Origin of the sequence: Klebsiella sp. LY (assembly GCF_004010915.1) — a bacterium.
Classification (GTDB): domain Bacteria; phylum Pseudomonadota; class Gammaproteobacteria; order Enterobacterales; family Enterobacteriaceae; genus Klebsiella; species Klebsiella quasipneumoniae.
Window position 1 is genome coordinate 2,332,047 of record NZ_CP022444.1, and the last position, 20,249, is coordinate 2,352,295.

21 protein-coding genes are annotated in these 20,249 nt (G+C 58.7%); 13 read left to right on the plus strand and 8 right to left on the minus strand.

Features of this window, described 5'->3' with window-relative positions:
* Window positions 1-90: 90 nt before the first annotated feature.
* From waaA to coaD, 3 genes are read left to right on the plus strand one after another with little or no spacing between them, the layout of a single operon-like run.
* Window positions 91-1,365, plus strand: coding sequence for a lipid IV(A) 3-deoxy-D-manno-octulosonic acid transferase (waaA, locus tag CE636_RS14270; RefSeq protein ID WP_004205065.1), 1,275 nt, complete (start codon window positions 91-93; stop codon window positions 1,363-1,365).
* A complete protein-coding gene (locus tag CE636_RS14275; protein ID WP_017900052.1) occupies window positions 1,365-2,141 on the plus strand; it encodes a glycosyltransferase family 2 protein in 777 nt (258 codons plus the stop codon). Before waaA ends, CE636_RS14275 begins: the two co-directional genes overlap by 1 nt.
* Window positions 2,138-2,617: a pantetheine-phosphate adenylyltransferase gene (coaD, locus tag CE636_RS14280; protein ID WP_004205067.1), complete on the plus strand. Its 480-nt coding sequence runs from the start codon at window positions 2,138-2,140 to the stop codon at window positions 2,615-2,617. The genes CE636_RS14275 and coaD overlap by 4 nt, the downstream gene beginning before the upstream one ends.
* Window positions 2,618-2,799: 182 nt before the next feature.
* Here the strand turns inward: coaD and mutM are convergent, their stop codons facing one another.
* From mutM to radC, 4 genes are all read right to left on the minus strand, one after another.
* Complete coding sequence (mutM, locus tag CE636_RS14285; RefSeq protein WP_017900053.1) at window positions 2,800-3,609, minus strand: bifunctional DNA-formamidopyrimidine glycosylase/DNA-(apurinic or apyrimidinic site) lyase; 810 nt, start codon at window positions 3,607-3,609, stop codon at window positions 2,800-2,802.
* Window positions 3,610-3,744: 135 nt separating this feature from the next.
* The gene (gene rpmG / locus CE636_RS14290; RefSeq protein ID WP_002922510.1) at window positions 3,745-3,912 is read right to left on the minus strand and encodes a 50S ribosomal protein L33; all 168 of its coding nucleotides are present in this window, start codon (window positions 3,910-3,912) and stop codon (window positions 3,745-3,747) included.
* Between the two features lie 20 nt (window positions 3,913-3,932).
* Window positions 3,933-4,169, minus strand: a complete 237-nt coding sequence (rpmB, locus tag CE636_RS14295; protein ID WP_000091955.1) for a 50S ribosomal protein L28 — start codon at window positions 4,167-4,169, stop codon at window positions 3,933-3,935.
* A 216-nt stretch (window positions 4,170-4,385) separates the two neighbouring features.
* Entirely contained in the window at window positions 4,386-5,051 is a 666-nt protein-coding gene (gene radC, locus CE636_RS14300; RefSeq protein WP_017900054.1) for a RadC family protein, read from the minus strand.
* A 172-nt stretch (window positions 5,052-5,223) separates the two neighbouring features.
* Between radC and coaBC the strand changes: the two genes are divergently transcribed.
* From coaBC to slmA, 3 genes are all read left to right on the plus strand, one after another.
* Window positions 5,224-6,438 carry a bifunctional phosphopantothenoylcysteine decarboxylase/phosphopantothenate--cysteine ligase CoaBC gene (gene coaBC, locus CE636_RS14305; protein ID WP_025999222.1) on the plus strand — a complete coding sequence of 405 codons (1,215 nt, stop codon included), beginning with the start codon at window positions 5,224-5,226 and terminating at the stop codon, window positions 6,436-6,438.
* Window positions 6,416-6,874 carry a dUTP diphosphatase gene (gene dut, locus CE636_RS14310; protein WP_017900056.1) on the plus strand — a complete coding sequence of 153 codons (459 nt, stop codon included), beginning with the start codon at window positions 6,416-6,418 and terminating at the stop codon, window positions 6,872-6,874. Before coaBC ends, dut begins: the two co-directional genes overlap by 23 nt.
* Window positions 6,875-6,998: 124 nt before the next feature.
* Window positions 6,999-7,595, plus strand: a complete 597-nt coding sequence (gene slmA / locus CE636_RS14315) for a nucleoid occlusion factor SlmA (RefSeq protein ID WP_004205072.1) — start codon at window positions 6,999-7,001, stop codon at window positions 7,593-7,595.
* Between the two features lie 46 nt (window positions 7,596-7,641).
* On the opposite strand, the gene pyrE is transcribed toward slmA, so the two are convergent.
* Complete coding sequence (gene pyrE / locus CE636_RS14320) at window positions 7,642-8,283, minus strand: orotate phosphoribosyltransferase (protein ID WP_004205073.1); 642 nt, start codon at window positions 8,281-8,283, stop codon at window positions 7,642-7,644.
* A 65-nt stretch (window positions 8,284-8,348) separates the two neighbouring features.
* Window positions 8,349-9,065 carry a ribonuclease PH gene (gene rph / locus CE636_RS14325; protein ID WP_004205074.1) on the minus strand — a complete coding sequence of 239 codons (717 nt, stop codon included), beginning with the start codon at window positions 9,063-9,065 and terminating at the stop codon, window positions 8,349-8,351.
* 126 nt (window positions 9,066-9,191) lie between these two features.
* Here rph and CE636_RS14330 point away from each other — a divergent pair, with 126 nt between their 5' ends.
* The gene (locus CE636_RS14330) at window positions 9,192-10,055 is read left to right on the plus strand and encodes a YicC/YloC family endoribonuclease (RefSeq protein WP_002922636.1); all 864 of its coding nucleotides are present in this window, start codon (window positions 9,192-9,194) and stop codon (window positions 10,053-10,055) included.
* A 49-nt stretch (window positions 10,056-10,104) separates the two neighbouring features.
* Here CE636_RS14330 and CE636_RS14335 read toward each other — a convergent pair whose 3' ends face one another.
* Complete coding sequence (locus CE636_RS14335; RefSeq protein WP_017900058.1) at window positions 10,105-11,364, minus strand: chloride channel protein; 1,260 nt, start codon at window positions 11,362-11,364, stop codon at window positions 10,105-10,107.
* Window positions 11,365-11,640: 276 nt separating this feature from the next.
* Between CE636_RS14335 and CE636_RS14340 the strand changes: the two genes are divergently transcribed.
* A complete protein-coding gene (locus tag CE636_RS14340; RefSeq protein ID WP_002922654.1) occupies window positions 11,641-12,258 on the plus strand; it encodes a trimeric intracellular cation channel family protein in 618 nt (205 codons plus the stop codon).
* A gap of 5 nt (window positions 12,259-12,263) precedes the next feature.
* On the opposite strand, the gene ligB is transcribed toward CE636_RS14340, so the two are convergent.
* A complete protein-coding gene (gene ligB / locus CE636_RS14345; RefSeq protein ID WP_017900059.1) occupies window positions 12,264-13,940 on the minus strand; it encodes an NAD-dependent DNA ligase LigB in 1,677 nt (558 codons plus the stop codon).
* Window positions 13,941-14,198: 258 nt separating this feature from the next.
* Here ligB and gmk point away from each other — a divergent pair, with 258 nt between their 5' ends.
* The 5 genes from gmk to recG all read left to right on the plus strand — a co-directional run bounded on the left by gmk (window position 14,199) and on the right by recG (window position 20,229).
* A complete protein-coding gene (gmk, locus tag CE636_RS14350; protein ID WP_002922664.1) occupies window positions 14,199-14,822 on the plus strand; it encodes a guanylate kinase in 624 nt (207 codons plus the stop codon).
* A gap of 54 nt (window positions 14,823-14,876) precedes the next feature.
* Window positions 14,877-15,152 (plus strand): DNA-directed RNA polymerase subunit omega, encoded by a 276-nt coding sequence (gene rpoZ, locus CE636_RS14355; protein ID WP_000135058.1) that lies wholly within the window; start codon window positions 14,877-14,879, stop codon window positions 15,150-15,152.
* Between the two features lie 18 nt (window positions 15,153-15,170).
* A complete protein-coding gene (gene spoT, locus CE636_RS14360) occupies window positions 15,171-17,291 on the plus strand; it encodes a bifunctional GTP diphosphokinase/guanosine-3',5'-bis pyrophosphate 3'-pyrophosphohydrolase (protein WP_004205080.1) in 2,121 nt (706 codons plus the stop codon).
* Window positions 17,292-17,452: 161 nt separating this feature from the next.
* A complete protein-coding gene (gene trmH, locus CE636_RS14365; RefSeq protein WP_017900060.1) occupies window positions 17,453-18,142 on the plus strand; it encodes a tRNA (guanosine(18)-2'-O)-methyltransferase TrmH in 690 nt (229 codons plus the stop codon).
* 5 nt (window positions 18,143-18,147) lie between these two features.
* Window positions 18,148-20,229 (plus strand): ATP-dependent DNA helicase RecG, encoded by a 2,082-nt coding sequence (gene recG / locus CE636_RS14370; RefSeq protein WP_017900061.1) that lies wholly within the window; start codon window positions 18,148-18,150, stop codon window positions 20,227-20,229.
* Window positions 20,230-20,249 lie beyond the last annotated feature (20 nt).

The window sequence follows — 20,249 nt, forward strand, 5'->3', positions numbered from 1 at the left end:
CCAAAAACCCGCTGTTTCCGCCAAAGAGATAGCTTTACGCGGGCTAAATGCTTAGAATTTGCCCGCCAAAACAGAGAACGGATAAATAGTTTGGAATTGCTTTATACCACCCTACTTTACCTTATTCAGCCGCTGGTGTGGCTGCGGCTGCTGCTGCGCAGTCGTAAGGCTCCTGCCTACCGTAAACGCTGGGCGGAACGCTATGGCTTCTGTCAGAACAAGGTAGAGCCGGATGGCATTCTGCTGCACTCCGTTTCCGTCGGCGAGACCTTAGCCGCCATTCCGCTGGTTCGCGCCCTGCGCCACCGCTACCCTTCTCTGCCGATCACCGTCACCACCATGACGCCGACCGGCTCCGAGCGCGCCATGTCGGCCTTCGGCAAAGATGTCCATCACGTCTATCTGCCCTACGATCTGCCCGGCGCTATGAACCGCTTCCTGGACACCGTTCAGCCGAAGCTGGTGATCGTCATGGAGACCGAGCTGTGGCCGAACATGGTGGCCGCGCTGCATAAGCGTAAGATCCCGCTGGTGATTGCCAACGCCCGCCTGTCCGAACGTTCCGCCAAAGGCTATGCCAAACTGGGCGGCTTTATGCGCCGCCTGTTGAGCCGTATTACGCTTATCGCCGCGCAGAATGAAGAAGATGGCAACCGCTTCCTCGCGCTGGGACTGAAGCGCAATCAGCTGGCGGTCACCGGCAGCCTGAAATTCGATATCTCCGTTACGCCAGAGCTGGCGGCGCGCGCGGTGACGCTGCGTCGGCAATGGGCGCCGCACCGCAAAGTCTGGATTGCCACCAGCACCCACGATGGCGAAGAGCAAATTATCCTCCAGGCGCATAAAAAGCTGCTGGAGACCTTTCCAAACCTGCTGCTGATCCTTGTTCCCCGCCATCCGGAGCGCTTCCCTGACGCCCGCGACATGGTGCAAAAAGCCGGAATGAGCTTCACTCTACGCAGCACCGGCGAGATCCCCTCCTCCAGTACCCAGGTGGTTATTGGCGATACCATGGGCGAACTGATGCTGCTCTACGGCATTGCCGACCTCGCTTTCGTCGGCGGCAGCCTGGTGGAGCGCGGCGGCCATAACCCGCTCGAGCCGGCGGCGCACGCCATTCCGGTGCTGATGGGGCCGCATACCTTCAATTTCAAAGATATCTGCGCCAAGCTGCAGCAGGACGATGGCCTGATCACCGTCACCGACGCGAACTCGCTGGTCAAAGAGGTTTCCACGCTCCTGACCGATGAAGACTACCGCCTGTGGTATGGCCGTCACGCGGTGGAAGTGCTGCACCAGAACCAGGGCGCGCTGTCGCGTCTGCTACAGTTACTGCAACCTTACCTGCCGCAGCGGAGTCATTAATGTCTAACCGGCTTTCCGTGGTGATGATCGCCAAAAACGCAGCGGACCTGCTGCCGGATTGTCTGGACTCCGTTAGCTGGGCGGATGAAATTATCGTCCTCGACTCCGGCAGTACTGACAGCACCGTCGAGCTGGCTCGCCGCCTCGGGGCGCAGGTCTATATCCATACCGACTGGCGAGGCTATGGCATTCAGCGCCAGCGCGCGCAGGACTACGCCACCGGCGACTGGGTGTTGATGATCGATACCGATGAGCGCGTCACGCCAGAACTCAGGCAGGCTATTCTTAAGGTACTGGAAGCCCCGCAGCGCAGCGCCATCTACAGCATCGCCCGGCGTAACTATTTTCTCGGACGCTTTATGCGCCACAGCGGTTGGTACCCCGATCGCGTCCTGCGCCTGTACGAACGCGCCCGTTACCGCTATAACGATAATCTGGTCCATGAATCGCTGGATAGCCTGGGCGCCGAGGTCATTCCGTTGACCGGCGATCTCCTGCATCTGACGTGCCGCGACTTCGCTGGCTTCCAGCAAAAACAGCTGGCGTATGCCGCCGCGTGGGCGCTGGAACGCCATCAGAAGGGCAAGAAGACCTCGATGGCGGGGATATTCAGCCATACGCTGGGGGCGTTCCTGAAAACGCTGCTGCTGCGCGGTGGGGTGCTGGACGGTAAGCAGGGCTGGTTACTGGCGATGGTCAACGCGCAGTATACGTTTACAAAATATACCGAGCTGTGGGCGCTGAGCCACGGCTACTCGGAGAAAGAGTCATCATGAGCACAAAAGCGATCTATCCGGGTACCTTCGATCCCATCACCAATGGCCATATCGATATTGTCACCCGCGCGGCGAGCATGTTCGATAAAGTGGTGCTGGCTATTGCCGCCAGCCCGAGCAAAAAGCCGATGTTCAGCCTTGATGAACGCATTGCGCTGGCGGAGCAGGCGACGGCCCACCTGGTGAACGTTCAGGTGGTCGGCTTCAGCGACCTGATGGCCAGCTTCGCGCGCGCGCAGCAGGCCAACATCCTGATCCGCGGCCTGCGGGCGGTGGCGGATTTCGAGTATGAGATGCAGCTGGCCCATATGAATCGCCATCTGATGCCCACCCTTGAGAGCGTGTTCCTGATGCCGTGCAAAGAGTGGTCGTTTATCTCCTCTTCGCTGGTGAAGGAAGTCGCGCGCCACCAGGGCGATGTCTCTCATTTCCTGCCAGCCAACGTCCACCAGGCGCTGTTGAATAAGCTGAAGTAACGCATCTGCTGGGGCGTGAGCCACGCGGGCTGGCGCTGCGCTGCTGGGCCATCCACACCGGCTCTGTCTCTGTCTTGATGCCAGGTGGCGCTGCGCTTACCTGGCCTACAAACGCCCCGGGTCCGCCAGATGCGCACCCGCAGTTTCGCTGACCTGGCCGACAATCATTCCTGTTCCGGTGACTATTTCTGACACTGGCGGCAATAAAAGGTCGCCCGCTGGGCATGCTTGGTCCCGACGACCGGCGTGCCGCAGATCCGGCAGGGTTCGCCCTTGCGGCCATAGACCTGTAGCTCCTGGGCAAAATAACCGGGCTTGCCATCGCTTTGCAGGAAGTCCTTCAGCGTGGTGCCGCCCTGCTCTATCGAGCGCAGCAGGACCAGCTTAATCACCTTCACCAACTGCTCGCACTCGTCCCGCGACAGCGAGGACGCCAGCCTGTCAGGGTGGATCCCGGCGGAGAACAGCGATTCACTGGCGTAGATATTGCCGACGCCCACCACCAGCTTGTTATCCATCAGCCAGGGTTTGATCGCGGTTTTCTTCTTCGCGCATTTCTGCTGGAGATAGTCGGCGTTGAAGGCATCGCTTAGCGGTTCCGGCCCCAGATGCGCCAGCACCGGGTGGCCTTCCAGCTCTTTGGTCCATAGCCAGGCGCCAAAGCGGCGCGGATCGGTATAGCGCAGGACTTTACCGTTACTCATAACCAGATCAACGTGATCGTGTTTTTCCGCAGGCAGCTCTTCGCTCAGGATGCGCAGGCTCCCCGACATCCCAAGATGGACGATGATCCAGCCGTCCGGGAGTTCCAGAAGCAAATATTTGGCGCGACGTCGCACGCTGAGCACCGGAACGTCGCTCAGGCGATAAATCTCTTCGGAAACCGGCCAGCGCAACCGTCCTTTGCGCACGACGGCCTGCAGAATGGTGGCGCCAACCAGGTGCGGCTCAATGCCGCGACGGCTGGTTTCAACCTCTGGTAATTCAGGCATGATTTTCCTCCATTAACCCGGCGTATTGTGCTTCACGGACAGGTGGCTGAAAAGGGAGTGTGTGAAAGCAATATGGGGGAGTTTTAAAAACAAAAAACCCCGCCGGAGCGGGGTTTTTATACAAGGAGGCTAAAATTATTTGATTTTAGCTTCTTTGTAGATAACGTGCTGACGTACAACCGGATCGTACTTTTTCAGTTCCATTTTTTCCGGTTTGGTACGTTTGTTCTTCGTGGTGGTGTAGAAGTGACCAGTACCAGCGGAAGAAACCAGCTTGATTTTCTCACGAATACCTTTAGCCATGATTTATTTCCTCTAAGTACTTAGTACTTTTCGCCACGGGCACGCAGTTCAGCCAGAACTGTATCGATGCCTTTCTTATCGATTACACGCATACCTTTAGCAGATACGCGCAGGGTGACAAAACGCTTCTCGCTCTCAACCCAGAAACGGTGAGAGTGCAGGTTCGGCAGGAAACGGCGTTTAGTCGCGTTCAGTGCGTGGGAACGGTTGTTACCGGTCACCGGACGCTTGCCAGTAACTTGGCAGACTCGGGACATGTCTATTCTCCAAAAATCAAATTAGCTCGAGCTTCGTATGGGGTATTGGCGCCTCGTCAGGCTTTACAGCCTGGTCATCGCAGTTCAATGTGAACTCTCGACTGCCAGGCCCAAATGCCAAACCCGAGATTCTCAAAGGTGGCGTAGTATACGCTGACTCGGCGATGTGCTCAAGTCCCGAACAGACAAAGATCCCGAAGGATCGCCAGTTCGGGGCTAAATCCAGCCACGTTCGGCAAAAGATACATACGCACCGCGGCCGATAACCAGATGGTCAAGCACACGTATCTCCATGAATCGACAACACTTTACCACCCTTTCGGTAATCAGCCTGTCAGCCTGACTCGGCTCCGGACTACCGGAGGGATGATTATGCGCAAGGATCACGGCGGCGGCGTTCACTTTGATGGCTTCGCGTACAATTTCTCGCGGATGCACCTCAACGTGGCTAAGAGTACCAGAAAAAAGGCGGCTATGTTTCAACACGCGGTTCTGATTATCTAAAAAGATCACCATAAAGATCTCGCGCTCCTCTTCCGTCAGCTGGCTTTGCAAAAATTCCCGCGTCATCGAGGGGGTGACCAGCGCGGCCTCCTCAACCAGTTGCGAGCTAAAATAGCGCCGCGCCAGCTCGGCAATCCCCTTCAGTTGCGCATATTTCGCCAGCCCCAGCCCGTCAACGGCAACCAGTTGCGCTTTATCAGCGGAAAGCAGAGCGTAGAGCGAACCAAAACGCTGCAATAACGCCTGGGCGTAGCTCAGCACATCCTGACGGCGTGTGCCAATGCGCAGAAACAGCGCCAGTAGCTCAACATCCGTCAGCGCCTCGATGCCGAATTGCAGCATCTTCTCCCGTGGCATCAGATTTTCCGTTCCGTCCATGCGCCCTCCTGCGTGAATCAGCCTATCCTGGCACAACCTGACGGCGCTGCCGACGCGCCGCTTTTCACCCTGCGTAGCCGCTCGCAAAGTGAATGCCCGTCAGAGGCACGACCACGTCAGGATTGTGATAAGATGCGCGGATTCTGGTCTACGGCAACAGGAATACATCATGATGACTCTGGCGGGTAAAAAAATCGTCCTGGGCGTCAGCGGCGGTATCGCGGCGTATAAAACCCCGGAACTGGTGCGGCGACTGCGTGAACGCGGCGCGGAAGTGCGTGTCGCAATGACGGAGGCGGCAAAAGCGTTCATCACCCCACTCAGCCTGCAGGCGGTATCCGGCTATCCGGTTTCCGATAGCCTGCTCGATCCGGCGGCGGAAGCGGCCATGGGCCATATTGAGCTCGGAAAATGGGCCGACCTGGTGATCCTCGCCCCGGCGACCGCCGATTTGATTGCCCGCGTGGCGGCCGGCATGGCTAACGATTTGGTGTCGACGATCTGTCTTGCCACCCCTTCTCCGGTTGCCGTCTTGCCCGCCATGAACCAGCAGATGTATCGCGCGCAGGCCACCCAGCATAATCTGCAGACGCTCGCTTCCCGCGGCTTGCTGCTGTGGGGACCGGACAGCGGTAGCCAGGCCTGCGGCGACATTGGTCCGGGGCGAATGCTCGATCCGTTAACCATCGTGGAGATGGTTGCACAGCATTTCGCCTCCCCTGTCAAAGATTTGCAACATCTCAACCTCATGATTACCGCGGGCCCGACCCGTGAGCCGTTGGATCCGGTGCGTTACATCTCTAACCACAGCTCCGGTAAGATGGGCTTCGCGATTGCCGCCGCCGCCGCACAGCGCGGCGCGAACGTGACCCTGGTCAGCGGACCGGTATCGCTTCCGACACCGCCCTTTGTGCAGCGTATTGATGTCACTACCGCGCTGGAAATGGAAGCGGCCGTCCAGGCCGGCGCTCAACAGCAGCACATTTTTATTGGCTGCGCCGCGGTGGCGGATTACCGCGCCGCCGCCATCGCCGAAGATAAAATAAAAAAACAAGGTGATGAATTAACAATAAAAATGGTTAAAAACCCGGATATCGTGGCCGGGGTTGCAGCGCTAAAATCGCATCGCCCCTACGTCGTTGGGTTTGCCGCCGAAACGAATAATGTGGAAGAATATGCGCGGCAAAAACGTGCCCGCAAAAACCTCGACCTGATTTGCGCCAACGATGTTTCCCAGCCTAATCAGGGCTTTAACAGCGATAGTAACGCATTACACCTTTTCTGGCAGGATGGGGAAAAGCGCTTACCACTTGAGCGCAAGGAACTCCTGGGCCAATTATTACTCGACGAGATCGTGACCCGTTATGATGAAAAAAATCGACGTTAAGATTCTGGACCCGCGTGTCGGCCAGCAATTTCCGCTGCCGACCTATGCCACCTCCGGCTCCGCCGGACTTGACCTGCGAGCCTGTCTCGACGACGCCGTAGAGCTTGCGCCGGGCGCAACCACGCTGTTGCCGACCGGCCTTGCGATTCATATCGCCGATCCCTCTCTGGCGGCGGTGATCCTGCCGCGCTCCGGCCTGGGTCATAAGCATGGCGTGGTGCTGGGCAACCTGGTGGGCCTTATCGACTCCGATTACCAGGGGCAGCTGATGGTGTCCGTCTGGAACCGCGGTCAGCAGAGCTTTGTTATCGAGCCGGGCGAACGTATCGCGCAGATGGTCTTTGTGCCGGTCGTGCAGGCGGAATTTAACCTGGTGGAATCTTTCGATGCCACCGACCGCGGCGAAGGCGGCTTCGGTCACTCAGGGCGCAAATAGGCCCAGCAACACGGAATCTGCATCCCAACGCGCATAATGCAATAACACCACCGCAAACTCTGGTTTGCGGTCGCGTTGTGGATGTCTGCCTGACAAGTGCTTATTTTCAGGGGTATTTTAAAACATGGCAGAAAAGCAAACTGCGAAACGGAATCGTCGCGAAGAAATACTTCAATCTCTGGCGCTAATGCTGGAATCCAGCGATGGTAGTCAACGTATTACCACCGCGAAACTGGCAGCTTCCGTCGGCGTCTCTGAGGCCGCGCTGTATCGCCATTTTCCCAGCAAAACCCGCATGTTTGACAGCCTGATCGAGTTCATTGAAGACAGTCTGATTACGCGCATCAATTTGATTCTGAAAGATGAGAAGGACACGTCCGCGCGCCTGCGCCTGATTGTTCTGTTGATTCTTGGGTTTGGCGAGCGTAATCCTGGGCTGACGCGCATCCTCACCGGACACGCGCTGATGTTCGAACAGGACCGGCTGCAGGGCCGTATCAACCAGCTTTTTGAACGCATCGAAGTGCAGCTGCGTCAGGTGATGCGCGAGAAAAAAATGCGCGAAGGCGAAGGCTACACGCTCGACGAAACGCTGCTGGCCAGCCAGCTGCTCGCCTTCTGCGAGGGCATGCTGTCGCGCTTTGTGCGCAGCGAGTTCAAATACCGTCCGACGGATGATTTCGACGCCCGCTGGCCGCTGGTCGCCGCACAGCTGCAGTAGTTTTCTTTGCATTGCCCGGTAGCGCTCTGCTTACCGGGCTTTTTCGTTACACGCCGTAGGCTTCGCGATAAGCGCGAACGGCCGCCAGGTGTTCCGCCATCTCCGGTTTCTCTTCCAGGTAAGCGATCAGCTCTTTCAGGGTTACGATCGAGATAACCTGGCAGCCGTAATCCCGCTCCACTTCCTGAATGGCGGAGATTTCACCGCGGCCGCGCTCCTGACGATCCAGGGAGATCAGCACGCCCGCCAGCTGCGCGCCGTTGGCCTGGATGATCTCCATGGATTCGCGAATCGCCGTACCGGCGGTGATCACGTCATCCACCAGCATGACCCGCCCCTGCAGTGGACTACCGACCAGATTGCCGCCTTCGCCGTGAGTCTTTGCCTCTTTACGGTTAAAGCAGTAAGGCAGGTCGCGGTCATGGTGTTCGGCTAACGCCACCGCGGTGGTGGTGGCGATCGGGATCCCTTTGTAGGCCGGGCCAAACAGCAGGTCGAACTCAATCCCGGAATCCACCAGCGCCTCGGCATAAAAACGGCCCAGCAGAGCCAGATCGCGCCCGGTGTTAAACAGGCCGGCGTTAAAGAAATAGGGGCTCTTACGCCCGGATTTCAGCGTAAACTCGCCAAACTTAAGAACCTGCTTGCTTAGCGCAAACTCAATAAACTGGCGCTGATACGGCTTCATGGATTCGCTCCTCATCTTACTTTTTTACGGTCAAAAAAAAGGCGACTTCTCAGTCGCCTTAAAAACTAATCTACTAACGCCGCCTTCTGCGTCGTAATAATGGATTCGATCCCCCCTCGGGCTAACGCCAGGAGAGTGAGGAGCTCTTCATGGGTGAACGGCTCGCCTTCTGCCGTACCCTGCACCTCAATGATGCGACCATCTTCGGTCATCACCACGTTCATGTCGGTTTCCGCGGCAGAGTCTTCGATGTACTCCAGATCGCAGATGGCTTCGCCATTAACGATCCCAACAGAGACCGCCGCCACCATCCCTTTCATCGGGTTAGTTTTCAGCTTGCCGGCCGCCACCAGCTTATTCAGCGCGTCGGCCAGCGCCACGCAAGCACCGGTAATAGACGCGGTGCGGGTGCCGCCGTCGGCTTGCAGCACATCGCAGTCGAGGGTGATAGTAAATTCGCCCAGCGCTTTCAGATCAACCGCCGCGCGCAGCGCACGGGCGATCAGGCGCTGAATTTCCATCGTCCGGCCGCCCTGTTTGCCTTTTGCCGCTTCACGCGCGTTACGCGTGTGCGTTGAACGCGGCAGCATGCCATATTCAGCGGTGATCCACCCCTGTCCCTGTCCTTTCAGGAAACGCGGAACGCCTTCGTCAATGGAGGCGGTGCACAGCACTTTGGTATCACCGAATTCAACCAGCACAGAGCCTTCAGCGTGTTTTGTGTAATTACGGGTCAGGGTGACGGGGCGCACCTGGTTGGCGCTACGACCTGCTGGACGCATGATAGAAATCTCCGGCTTGAAACGAATGTGGCTGCGCATTATACGGATTAAAGGCGCTTATTCCTATCCTGATAAGGCCTCGAAAGCTATAATCCTCCCCACTCTCCTTTAAAAACAGGAACGACTATGATCCGCAGTATGACCGCCTATGCCCGCCGTGAAATCAAGGGTGACTGGGGTAGCGCCGCATGGGAGCTGCGCTCGGTAAACCAGCGCTATCTGGAAACGTACTTCCGCCTGCCGGAGCAGTTCCGTAGCCTGGAGCCCGTGGTACGCGAGCGCATTCGCGCCCGCCTGACTCGCGGTAAAGTCGAATGCACCCTGCGTTTTGAACAAGACCCCAGCGCTCAGGGCGAACTCATTCTCAACGAAAAGCTGGCTAAACAGCTGGTTAACGCTGCCAACTGGGTGAAAATGCAGAGCGATGAAGGGGAAATCAATCCGGTTGATATCCTGCGCTGGCCGGGCGTGATGGCCGCCAAAGAGCAGGATCTTGACGCCATCGCCGCCGACATTCTGGCAGCCCTTGACGGCGCGCTGGATGACTTCATCGTCGCTCGCGAAACGGAAGGCCAGGCGCTGAAAGCGCTTATCGAGCAGCGTCTTGAAGGCGTGAGCGGCGAAGTGGCGAAAGTTCGCGCTCATATGCCGGAAATTCTCCAGTGGCAGCGCGAGCGTCTGGTCGCCAAGCTGGAGGATGCGGAAGTGCAGCTGGAGAATAACCGTCTCGAGCAAGAGCTGGTGCTGATGGCGCAGCGTATCGACGTTGCCGAAGAGCTGGACCGCCTCGAAGCCCACGTGAAAGAGACCTACAACATTCTGAAAAAGAAAGAGGCCGTGGGTCGCCGTCTCGACTTTATGATGCAGGAGTTCAACCGTGAGTCGAACACCCTGGCGTCAAAATCGATCAATGCCGAGGTCACCAACTCCGCGATTGAGCTGAAAGTGCTGATCGAGCAAATGCGCGAGCAGATCCAGAATATCGAGTAATCTCAGATACCTTTCTGAAGGCCGGTTTACCGGCCTTTTTTCATCCATTTCAAAAGCAATATTTCTTATCCAGTACCCGGCAGGTCAAAAACGCCCCTGCCGCGCACAGCAGCGTCGGGGCCAGATAGCTGTGATCCATGTGGGTGAATTCCATCACCAGCACCACCGCCGTCAGCGGCATCTGCATGGAGGCGGCGAGAAAAGCGGCTGCTCCCACCAGGGCGAAACTATTTTCATCTCCGCCGGGGAACCCTGATTGCCAGAGCGCGCAGAGCAGCAGGCTGGCCAGCCCGCCCACCGCCAGCCCCGGGGTTAGCAACCCGCCCTCCGCGCCGCCGCGCAGCACCGCCAGGATCACCACCATCTTCAGCCCTAACAGGATCGCGACCATGGAGAGAGGCAGCCCGTCGCTGAGCGCCAGCTGCATCGGCCCCTTGCCATTGCCCGGTAGCGCAGGGAACCAGAGGCTCAGGACGGCAAGAAGTGAAAACGCCAGCAGACAGAACACTGGCATCTGCCAGTTACTTCGCACGCGTGAACGCGCTGCGTTGGTCGCTTTGCGAAAGAGCCAGGCGCCGGTGCCCAGAATCGGGCCCACCAGAATCGCCCACCAGAGAAAGGTGTGCGGAAGCGCGCTGGAAACAAAATGGTATTGCGATTCATCCCCTAACCCGAGGGTGGCCGTCCAGGCGGCAATCGCCGAGGTCATTATCGCCGCCAGCGTTTTTTCCCAGCTAAACGACAGCAGCATGACCTCGAGGGTGAACAACGCCCCTGCCAGCGGGACGTTATACACCGCCGCCAGGCCCGCGCCCGCCCCACAGGCAATCAGCGTGCGGGTGTCATCCTCCAGCAGGCTCAGCTTACGCGCCACCATCCCCCCTCCCAGCGCGCCCATTTCCCGCGGCGCCACTTCGCGGCCAAGCGGGGAACCCAGCGCTACGGTGACGATCTGCAACAGGGCGTGGATCGTCGTGGTGCCCGCGGGCATAGGGACGGAAGGGTTAGCCGCCGCCGCGGCAATGGAAACCCGCTTCTGCCCATAGCGACCAAGCAGCCACCAGCCAAATCCGGCGACGATGCCGCCGGCCACGATTGCCGCGATGCGACGTGGCCAGGGCGACGCCGTGACGCCCTGTAAAAATGACACCGAACCGACGATCTGCCCGGAACTGTAGCCAAAAGCCAGGTGCTGAATGGCGTGTAAAATCAGTGCCAAAACCATGCCGGACAGACCGGCCAGAATCCCGGTTAATACCACGGCCAACAGGCGAGTCAGAGAATGTTTGCTCCCGGCGGCGACACGCATTTTCTCATCTCCTCGAGAAAGAAAATAAAAGGATAAAGGTCGGGACTTAAACATTAGGTATTCTTAGCGTTTTCAATATAGATAACCGATCGGAAATAAGTCATTACTTTTTCTAATCTGTAAAAATTCAAAAAAATAATACTTAACCGCCAAATAAAGCCAATGTAAGCCATGTTGTCATTACTTTTTCCTGGCCTAATGACTTCACTTTAGAAAATATCAATCGTGATCCTGCGCACAAATCGTTAACCTGCCGGCCACTGTCTGGGGGGATCTATGCTGCTTCATGTTCTGTATTTAATCGGTATCACCGCGGAAGCCATGACCGGAGCGCTGGCTGCCGGTCGTCGGCGGATGGATACGTTCGGCGTCATTATTATCGCCACCGCGACCGCACTGGGCGGGGGTTCCGTTCGCGATATCCTGCTGGGACACTATCCTCTCGGCTGGGTGAAGCATCCGGAATACGTCATTATTGTCGCCGTCGCCGCCGTCCTTACCACAATTGCCGCCCCGGTAATGCCGCACCTGCGCCGGCTTTTCCTGGTGCTGGATGCGCTGGGGCTGATCGTATTTTCCATCATCGGTGCGCAAATCGCCCTGGATATGGGAGAAGGGCCGGTTATCGCCTCTATTGCTGCGGTCATCACCGGCGTTTTTGGCGGTGTACTGCGCGATATGTTCTGCAAACGCATTCCGCTGGTCTTCCAGAAAGAGCTGTACGCCGGGATCTCGTTTGCCGCAGCGGTACTCTATATAGCGCTGCAACATTACGTTAGCAGCCACGATGTGGTGGTCCTGGCCACGCTGCTGTTCGGCTTTACCGCCCGCATGCTGGCGCTGCGCTGGAAGCTCGGGCTACCGGTCTTCCACTACACCCACGACGCCCACTAACCGCCTCAAAACCCGGGGATGCGTTGCCCGCTAAGCCATTGCGCCAGCGCCGCCACGTCAGGGTGATGCAGGAAAGCCACCAGCTGTCGGGCTCTGATCGCCCCCACGCCCGGCAGCGTGCGCCATTGCGCTTCACTCTTTGCCGTGAGGAGGCGCCAGTTTTCATTTCCAGGCTGCGCCAGCGCCTCCTGGGGCACCGGGATCCCCATCGCCAGCACCCAGCGTATAAAAGGCCGTTTACGAATAAGATCAAACTGATGCCAGAGGTGCTGCCCACGGGCGGCCGAGATCCCAGGCATCGCCTGCAGCTGCTCCGCCGTGAGCGCCAGCCAGGAAAAAAGATGCTCCATCGGGTGCTGCCGCTGAATGGCGCGCCATACGTTTTCCCCTACGCCATCGATATCCAGCGCCGACTTTGATGACAACCAGACCAGCCGGGAAAGAAACTGTTCGCTGCACTCAGGGGTGGCGAAATAACAGGTTAGCGCATTGAATTTGGCCGCCGGCGGCGTCGGTTTAAGGCGCTCGGCCATCCGCCAGACGACCGCGTCGATCCGTGGAATACCCTGACCTGCCAGACTGATCTGCAGCTGATCGCCAACCCCAATATCCAGCGCCTGCCAGCGGGCCACAGAGCCAACGTTAACCCGCTGCACGCGTTTGTCATCCAGTCGCTGGGGCTCAAGCTCAGCCACTACGTTGACTCTACCGCTGCGGCCGGTACTGAAATGGATCGCCCGCACCTCCATCACCCGCGATGCCGGAGGATATTTCCAGGCTGCCAGCCATTCGCCCTTTCCCGGTGACCAGACGCGCCCCGCCGGTTCGCGCCCTTCACGCACAATCACGCCATCGCTGACGAAGGGCAGCGGCGAGCGATACCACCGCTGGCGCCACTCCGCCACCTGCTCAACACGCGTCACCGGATGGGTGTATTGTCCGCTGTAGATAAACCCCGCCTGCGCCAGCAGCTTCTGACGACGGTGCATATCCGACGGACCGTCTGGCCAGGCCCAGATAAAAACGTCCAGCTGGCTGAGGGGCGCCGCCGCGTCAGCCCGCATCATCAACCCGGCGACTTTCGCCCGCGCGTTCATTCCGCCAGCCTGCTGCTGAACATGCCCCTCCCGACGCAGAAACAGCTCCCCCTGCAGCACGCTGTTGGCCAGTTCGCCGGTCGTCAGCTTCGCCAGCGCCGGGATCTGCCGCGCTCGGGCGGTCCACAACTCACCGCGCAGGCCATCCCCGCGGCTGATAGCCTGAACCAGATGCCCCTGGCGATAGACCAGGGTTACCGCCACGCCGTCCACCTTAGGCTGTATCCACAGGTCGGTTTTATTTTTCATCCAGCGGGCCAGGCTGGCTTCATCCGCCAGCTTGCGTACGCCGGTATGGGCGACCGGATGACGCGTATCGCCGGTCGGTGGAGACAGACCGTCCTCCTCAGGCGTCGCGCCCGGAAAGCATTGCCGCCACTGCGTCAGGCGCTGGGTGAGCTGGTCGTAAACGTCATCACTCACCTCGCTGGCGCCCTGTCGCCAGTAAGCCTCGTTCCAGGCGTCAATCTGTTGATGAAGACGTGCCATCTCCTGTCTGCCTTTAGCCGGCGGCCAGTCCGGGCACGTCGCCAGCGCGCTGGCAGAGAACATCCCTATCGCCAGCCACCCCCCTCCTTTACGCATTGCAGTTCCCTCCTTCAGCACCTGACGGAGAGTCTGCGGCAGAATACCGGAAACCGCGACGGGGGCTTTTTCACCCTGCGAAGCGCCTTCCAGGATTTGCACCTCGTTGCAGCAACGGCTGGCGAATTCAGGAAAACGGCAGGCAAAATGAAAGAAACAGCGGCAAAAAGTGTGACAAGGACTGCGTCACGCCGCGGCGACGTGTATAATAGGCTCGTATGTAGGACCTCTTTCGATAACCACATACAAAAGACACTCATGGCTCAAGGCACGCTTTATATTGTTTCCGCCCCTAGCGGCGCGGGTAAATCCAGCCTGATTCAGGCTTTATTAAAAACCCAACCGTTGTATGACACCCAGGTATCGGTTTCCCATACCACGCGGGCGCCGCGTCCGGGTGAAGTGCACGGCGAACACTATTTCTTCGTGAATCACGACGAATTCCGCTCGATGATTGGCGAAAACGCGTTTCTGGAACATGCAGAGGTCTTTGGCAACTATTACGGCACGTCGCGTAAAGCGATCGAGCAGGTGCTGGCGACCGGTGTTGATGTCTTCCTCGATATCGACTGGCAGGGCGCGCAGCAGATCCGTAAAAGCATGCCGGGCGCACGCAGCATTTTTATTCTGCCGCCGTCAAAAGATGAACTGGACCGTCGCCTGCGCGGCCGCGGCCAGGACAGCGAAGAGGTGATCGCGAAACGAATGGCCCAGGCCGTTGCGGAAATGAGCCATTACGCCGAATATGATTACCTGATTGTGAACGATGATTTTGACACCGCCCTGAGCGACCTGAAAAATATCATCCGCGCTGAACGTCTGCGCATGAGCCGCCAAAAGCAGCGACATGGCGCTTTAATCACCAAACTATTGGCAGACTGAACCCACATTCAGTATCATGCCCAGTCATTTCTTCACCTGTGGAGCATTTTAAGTATGGCACGCGTAACTGTTCAGGACGCTGTAGAGAAAATTGGTAACCGTTTTGACCTGGTACTGGTCGCCGCGCGTCGCGCTCGTCAGATGCAGGTAGGCGGAAAGGATCCGCTGGTACCGGAAGAAAACGATAAAACCACCGTAATCGCACTGCGCGAAATCGAAGAAGGTCTGATCAACAACCAGATCCTCGACGTACGTGAGCGCCAGGAACAGCAAGAGCAGGAAGCCGCTGAATTACAAGCCGTTACCGCGATTGCTGAAGGTCGTCGTTAATCACACAGCGGGTCGCCCTTGTATCTGTTTGAAAGCCTGAATCAGCTGATTCAAAACTACCTGCCGGAAGACCAGATCAAACGTCTGCGGCAGGCGTATCTCGTTGCACGTGACGCTCACGAGGGTCAGACACGTTCAAGCGGTGAACCTTATATCACGCACCCGGTCGCGGTAGCCTGTATTCTGGCCGAGATGAAGCTCGACTACGAAACGCTGATGGCCGCGCTGCTGCATGATGTGATTGAAGATACTCCCGCCACCTACCAGGACATGGAACAGCTTTTTGGTAAAAGCGTCGCCGAACTGGTAGAGGGGGTATCGAAACTTGATAAGCTCAAGTTCCGCGATAAGAAAGAGGCACAGGCCGAAAACTTTCGCAAAATGATCATGGCGATGGTGCAGGACATCCGCGTCATCCTCATCAAGCTTGCCGACCGCACCCACAACATGCGTACCCTGGGCTCGCTACGCCCGGATAAACGCCGCCGCATCGCCCGCGAAACGCTGGAAATCTACAGCCCGCTGGCGCACCGTTTAGGTATCCATCACATCAAAACTGAGCTCGAAGAGCTGGGCTTTGAGGCGCTGTACCCGAACCGCTACCGCGTCATTAAAGAGGTGGTCAAAGCGGCGCGCGGCAACCGTAAAGAGATGATCCAAAAGATCCTCTCGGAAATCGAAGGGCGTTTGCAGGAAGCAGGGATCCCCTGCCGCGTCAGCGGTCGCGAAAAGCATCTGTACTCGATCTACTGCAAAATGGTGCTCAAAGAGCAGCGTTTTCACTCGATCATGGATATCTACGCCTTCCGCGTTATCGTCCACGATGCCGATGTCTGCTACCGCGTGCTTGGCCAGATGCACAGCCTCTATAAACCGCGTCCAGGTCGTTTCAAAGATTACATCGCCATTCCGAAAGCGAACGGCTATCAGTCTTTGCACACCTCGATGATCGGCCCCCACGGCGTCCCGGTCGAGGTACAAATTCGTACCGAAGACATGGACCAGATGGCGGAGATGGGGGTCGCGGCGCACTGGGCTTATAAAGAGCACGGCGGCGAAAGCAGCACCACCGCGCAAATCCGCGCCCAGCGCTGGATGCAGAGCCTGCTGGAGCTGCAGCAGAGCGCCGGCAGCTCGTTTGAATTTATTGAGAGCGTTAAATCCGATCTGTTCCCCGATGAGATTTACGTTTTCACCCCGGAAGGGCGCATTGTCGAACTGCCCGCTGGCGCCACGCCGGTGGACTTCGCCTATGCGGTGCATACCGATATCGGCCATGCCTGCGTCGGCGCGCGCGTCGACCGCCAGCCCTATCCACTGTCGCAGCCGCTCTCCAGCGGTCAGACTGTCGAAATTATTACCGCGCCGGGCGCACGTCCGAATGCCGCCTGGCTGAACTTTGTCGTCAGCTCGAAGGCGCGCGCCAAGATCCGTCAGCTGCTGAAAAACCTCAAGCGCGATGACTCGGTCAGCCTTGGCCGTCGTCTGCTCAACCACGCGCTGGGCGGTAGCCGCAAACTCGCCGAGATCCCGCCGGAGAATATCCAGCGCGAGCTCGACCGGATGAAGCTGGCCTCGCTCGACGATCTGCTGGCGGAGATCGGTCTGGGCAACGCCATGAGCGTGGTGGTGGCGAAAAACCTGCAGCAGGGCGAAGCCGCTGCGGCTCCGGTGCCGGCCAATGCCTCGAACCACGGCCATCTACCGATCAAAGGCGCCGATGGCGTGCTGATCACTTTTGCCAAATGCTGTCGTCCGATCCCCGGTGACCCGATTATCGCCCACGTCAGTCCCGGCAAAGGGCTGGTTATCCATCATGAATCCTGTCGTAACATCCGCGGCTACCAGAAAGAGCCGGAGAAATTTATGGCGGTTGAGTGGGATAAAGAGACCGCTCAGGAGTTCATTACGGAGATCAAGGTGGATATGTTTAACCACCAGGGCGCACTGGCTAACCTGACGGCGGCGATCAACACCGCCTCTTCCAATATCCAGAGTCTGAATACGGAAGAGAAAGATGGCCGCGTATACAGCGCCTTTATCCGCCTGACCGCCCGCGACCGCGTGCATCTGGCGAATATCATGCGCAAAATCCGCGTCATGCCGGACGTGATTAAAGTCACCCGTAACCGAAATTAGCTTTTAGACAAAACATTCGAATTGCATCAAGGCAGCAAGCGAATGACAAATCTGCCGGGAGCAGATTTGAACGCTGCTTGCAGGCCCCGTCAGGGGAGAGGCTCAGGGATGGGCCGCGTGATCCGCAGCGACTAAAGAGGTAATTCGAAGGATGAAGTGTAATGAATTCACAGCGTTATGCGCGTATCTGCGAGATGCTCGCCAGGCGTCAGCCTGACCTGACGGTCTGCATGGAGCAGGTCCATAAGCCCCATAACGTCTCTGCGGTCATCCGGACCGCAGACGCCGTTGGCGTACACGAGGTGCACGCGGTCTGGCCGAGCAGCCGGATGCGCACCATGGCCTCCGCCGCCGCGGGCAGCAACAGCTGGGTGCAGGTGAAAACCCACCGTACCATCGCAGATGCCGTCGGCCACCTCAAAGGCCAGGGTATGCAAATCCTCGCCACCCATCTTTCCGACAAAGCCATCGATTTCCGTGAAATCGACTATACGCGCCCAACCTGCATCCTGATGGGTCAGGAGAAAACCGGCATCACTCAGGAAGCGCTGGCCCTGGCCGATCAGGACATTATTATCCCGATGATCGGCATGGTGCAGTCGCTGAACGTCTCCGTCGCCTCGGCGCTGATCCTGTATGAAGCCCAGCGGCAGCGACAGAATGCCGGGATGTACCAACGCGCCAACAGCATGCTGCCGCCGGAAGAGCAACAGCGCCTGCTGTTTGAAGGCGGCTATCCGGTGCTGGCCCGCGTCGCGAGACAAAAAGGGCTGCCTTACCCCCACGTTAACGAGCAGGGCGAAGTGGAAGCCGATGCCGCGTGGTGGGCCACCATGCAGGCTGCGAGGTAAACCCGATGTCAGGCCGCCTGTTAGATGCCGTTCCGCTCAGTTCACTCACCGGCGTCGGGGCTGCGCAGAGCAGCAAGCTGGCGAAGATCGGCCTGCATACGGTACAGGATCTGCTGCTGCACCTGCCTTTGCGCTACGAAGATCGCACCCATCTTTACCCGATAGCCGATCTGCTTCCCGGCGTTTATGCCACCGTGGAAGGCGAAGTGCTCAACAGCAATATCACCTTCGGCGGCCGCCGAATGATGACCTGCCAGATCAGCGATGGCACCGGCATCCTCACCATGCGCTTTTTCAACTTCAACGCGGCGATGAAAAACAGCCTCGCGACCGGTCGACGAGTGCTGGCCTACGGTGAAGCCAAACGCGGGAAGTACGGCGCCGAAATGATCCACCCGGAATACCGCGTCCAGGGCGATATGAGCACCCCGGAGCTGCAGGAGACCCTGACGCCGGTCTACCCGACTACCGAAGGCATTAAGCAGGCGACCCTGCGCAAGCTCACCGATCAGGCGCTCGAGCTGCTCGAGACCTGCGCAATTAGCGAACTCCTGCCGCCGGAGCTGGCGCAGGGGATGATGAGCCTGCCGGAGGCGCTGCGTACGCTGCACCGTCCGCCTCCCTCCTTGCAACTTAGCGAGCTGGAAAGCGGCAAGCACCCGGCGCAGCAGCGCCTGATTCTGGAAGAGCTGCTGGCGCACAACCTCAGCATGCTGGCGCTACGGGCAGGCGCCCAGCGCTATCACGCCCTGCCGCTCGGCGCCAACGATACCCTGAAAAATCAGCTGCTGGCCTCTCTGCCCTTTAAGCCCACCGGCGCGCAGGCGCGGGTCACCGCCGAGATCGAGCGCGATATGGCGCTGGACGTGCCGATGATGCGCCTGGTGCAGGGCGACGTTGGCTCCGGTAAAACGCTGGTCGCCGCCCTGGCCGCTCTGCGCGCTATCGCCCACGGCAAACAGGTGGCGCTGATGGCGCCCACCGAACTGCTCGCCGAGCAGCACGCCAACAACTTCCGCAGCTGGTTTGCACCGCTGGGCATTGAGGTCGGCTGGCTGGCGGGCAAACAGAAAGGCAAAGCACGCCAGGCGCAGCAGGACGCTATCGCCAGCGGCGAGGTGCAGATGATTGTCGGCACCCACGCCATCTTCCAGGAACAGGTGCAGTTTAACGGCCTGGCGCTGGTGATCATCGACGAACAGCACCGCTTCGGCGTACACCAGCGGCTGGCGCTGTGGGAGAAAGGTCAGCAGCAAGGTTTCCACCCGCATCAGCTGATCATGACCGCCACGCCGATCCCGCGCACCCTGGCGATGACCACCTACGCCGACCTCGATACCTCGGTTATCGACGAGCTGCCGCCGGGCCGAACCCCGGTGACTACCGTCGCTATCCCGGACACCCGGCGCAGCGATATTATTGACCGCGTGCGCAACGCTTGCACCCACGAAGGCCGCCAGGCGTATTGGGTCTGTACGCTGATTGAGGAGTCCGATCTGCTGGAGGCCCAGGCGGCGGAAGCGACCTGGGAGGAGCTCAAGCTGGCGCTGCCGGAGCTGAATATCGGTCTGGTGCACGGGCGGATGAAACCGGCGGAGAAGCAGGCGGTGATGCAGGCTTTCAAGCAGGGCGAAATGCATCTGCTGGTGGCCACGACGGTCATTGAAGTCGGTGTCGACGTACCGAACTCGAGCCTGATGATTATCGAAAACCCGGAACGTCTGGGTCTGGCGCAGCTGCACCAGCTCAGAGGGCGCGTCGGGCGCGGCGCGGTCGCTTCCCACTGCGTGCTACTCTATAAATCGCCGCTCTCTAAAACGGCGCAGAAACGCCTGCAGGTGCTGCGTGACAGTAACGACGGTTTCGTCATCGCCCAGAAAGACCTTGAAATTCGCGGTCCCGGTGAGCTGCTCGGCACCCGCCAGACCGGCAACGCTGAGTTTAAAGTGGCGGATTTGCTGCGCGATCAGGCGATGATCCCCGACGTTCAGCGCATTGCGCGTCACATTCATGAACGCTATCCGCTGCAGGCCCAGGCGCTGATCGAGCGCTGGATGCCGGAAACCGAACGCTATTCCAACGCGTAGCGCGCTTTTGCCGCGCTGCG

Excerpts from the sequence above, each read along its gene's own strand:
- ligB (WP_017900059.1), bottom strand. The coding sequence starts at position 13,940 with ATGCGTAAAGGAGGGGGGTGGCTGGCGATAGGGATGTTCTCTGCCAGC.
- dut (WP_017900056.1), top strand. The coding sequence starts at position 6,416 with ATGATGAAAAAAATCGACGTTAAGATTCTGGACCCGCGTGTCGGCCAG.
- radC (WP_017900054.1), bottom strand. The coding sequence starts at position 5,051 with ATGGACGGAACGGAAAATCTGATGCCACGGGAGAAGATGCTGCAATTC.
- coaD (WP_004205067.1), top strand. The coding sequence starts at position 2,138 with ATGAGCACAAAAGCGATCTATCCGGGTACCTTCGATCCCATCACCAAT.
- trmH (WP_017900060.1), top strand. The coding sequence starts at position 17,453 with ATGAATTCACAGCGTTATGCGCGTATCTGCGAGATGCTCGCCAGGCGT.
- CE636_RS14335 (WP_017900058.1), bottom strand. The coding sequence starts at position 11,364 with ATGCGTGTCGCCGCCGGGAGCAAACATTCTCTGACTCGCCTGTTGGCC.
- gmk (WP_002922664.1), top strand. The coding sequence starts at position 14,199 with ATGGCTCAAGGCACGCTTTATATTGTTTCCGCCCCTAGCGGCGCGGGT.
- rpoZ (WP_000135058.1), top strand. The coding sequence starts at position 14,877 with ATGGCACGCGTAACTGTTCAGGACGCTGTAGAGAAAATTGGTAACCGT.
- rpmG (WP_002922510.1), bottom strand. The coding sequence starts at position 3,912 with ATGGCTAAAGGTATTCGTGAGAAAATCAAGCTGGTTTCTTCCGCTGGT.
- pyrE (WP_004205073.1), bottom strand. The coding sequence starts at position 8,283 with ATGAAGCCGTATCAGCGCCAGTTTATTGAGTTTGCGCTAAGCAAGCAG.
- rpmB (WP_000091955.1), bottom strand. The coding sequence starts at position 4,169 with ATGTCCCGAGTCTGCCAAGTTACTGGCAAGCGTCCGGTGACCGGTAAC.
- coaBC (WP_025999222.1), top strand. The coding sequence starts at position 5,224 with ATGACTCTGGCGGGTAAAAAAATCGTCCTGGGCGTCAGCGGCGGTATC.
- rph (WP_004205074.1), bottom strand. The coding sequence starts at position 9,065 with ATGCGTCCAGCAGGTCGTAGCGCCAACCAGGTGCGCCCCGTCACCCTG.
- slmA (WP_004205072.1), top strand. The coding sequence starts at position 6,999 with ATGGCAGAAAAGCAAACTGCGAAACGGAATCGTCGCGAAGAAATACTT.
- mutM (WP_017900053.1), bottom strand. The coding sequence starts at position 3,609 with ATGCCTGAATTACCAGAGGTTGAAACCAGCCGTCGCGGCATTGAGCCG.
- CE636_RS14275 (WP_017900052.1), top strand. The coding sequence starts at position 1,365 with ATGTCTAACCGGCTTTCCGTGGTGATGATCGCCAAAAACGCAGCGGAC.
- recG (WP_017900061.1), top strand. The coding sequence starts at position 18,148 with ATGTCAGGCCGCCTGTTAGATGCCGTTCCGCTCAGTTCACTCACCGGC.
- CE636_RS14340 (WP_002922654.1), top strand. The coding sequence starts at position 11,641 with ATGCTGCTTCATGTTCTGTATTTAATCGGTATCACCGCGGAAGCCATG.
- CE636_RS14330 (WP_002922636.1), top strand. The coding sequence starts at position 9,192 with ATGATCCGCAGTATGACCGCCTATGCCCGCCGTGAAATCAAGGGTGAC.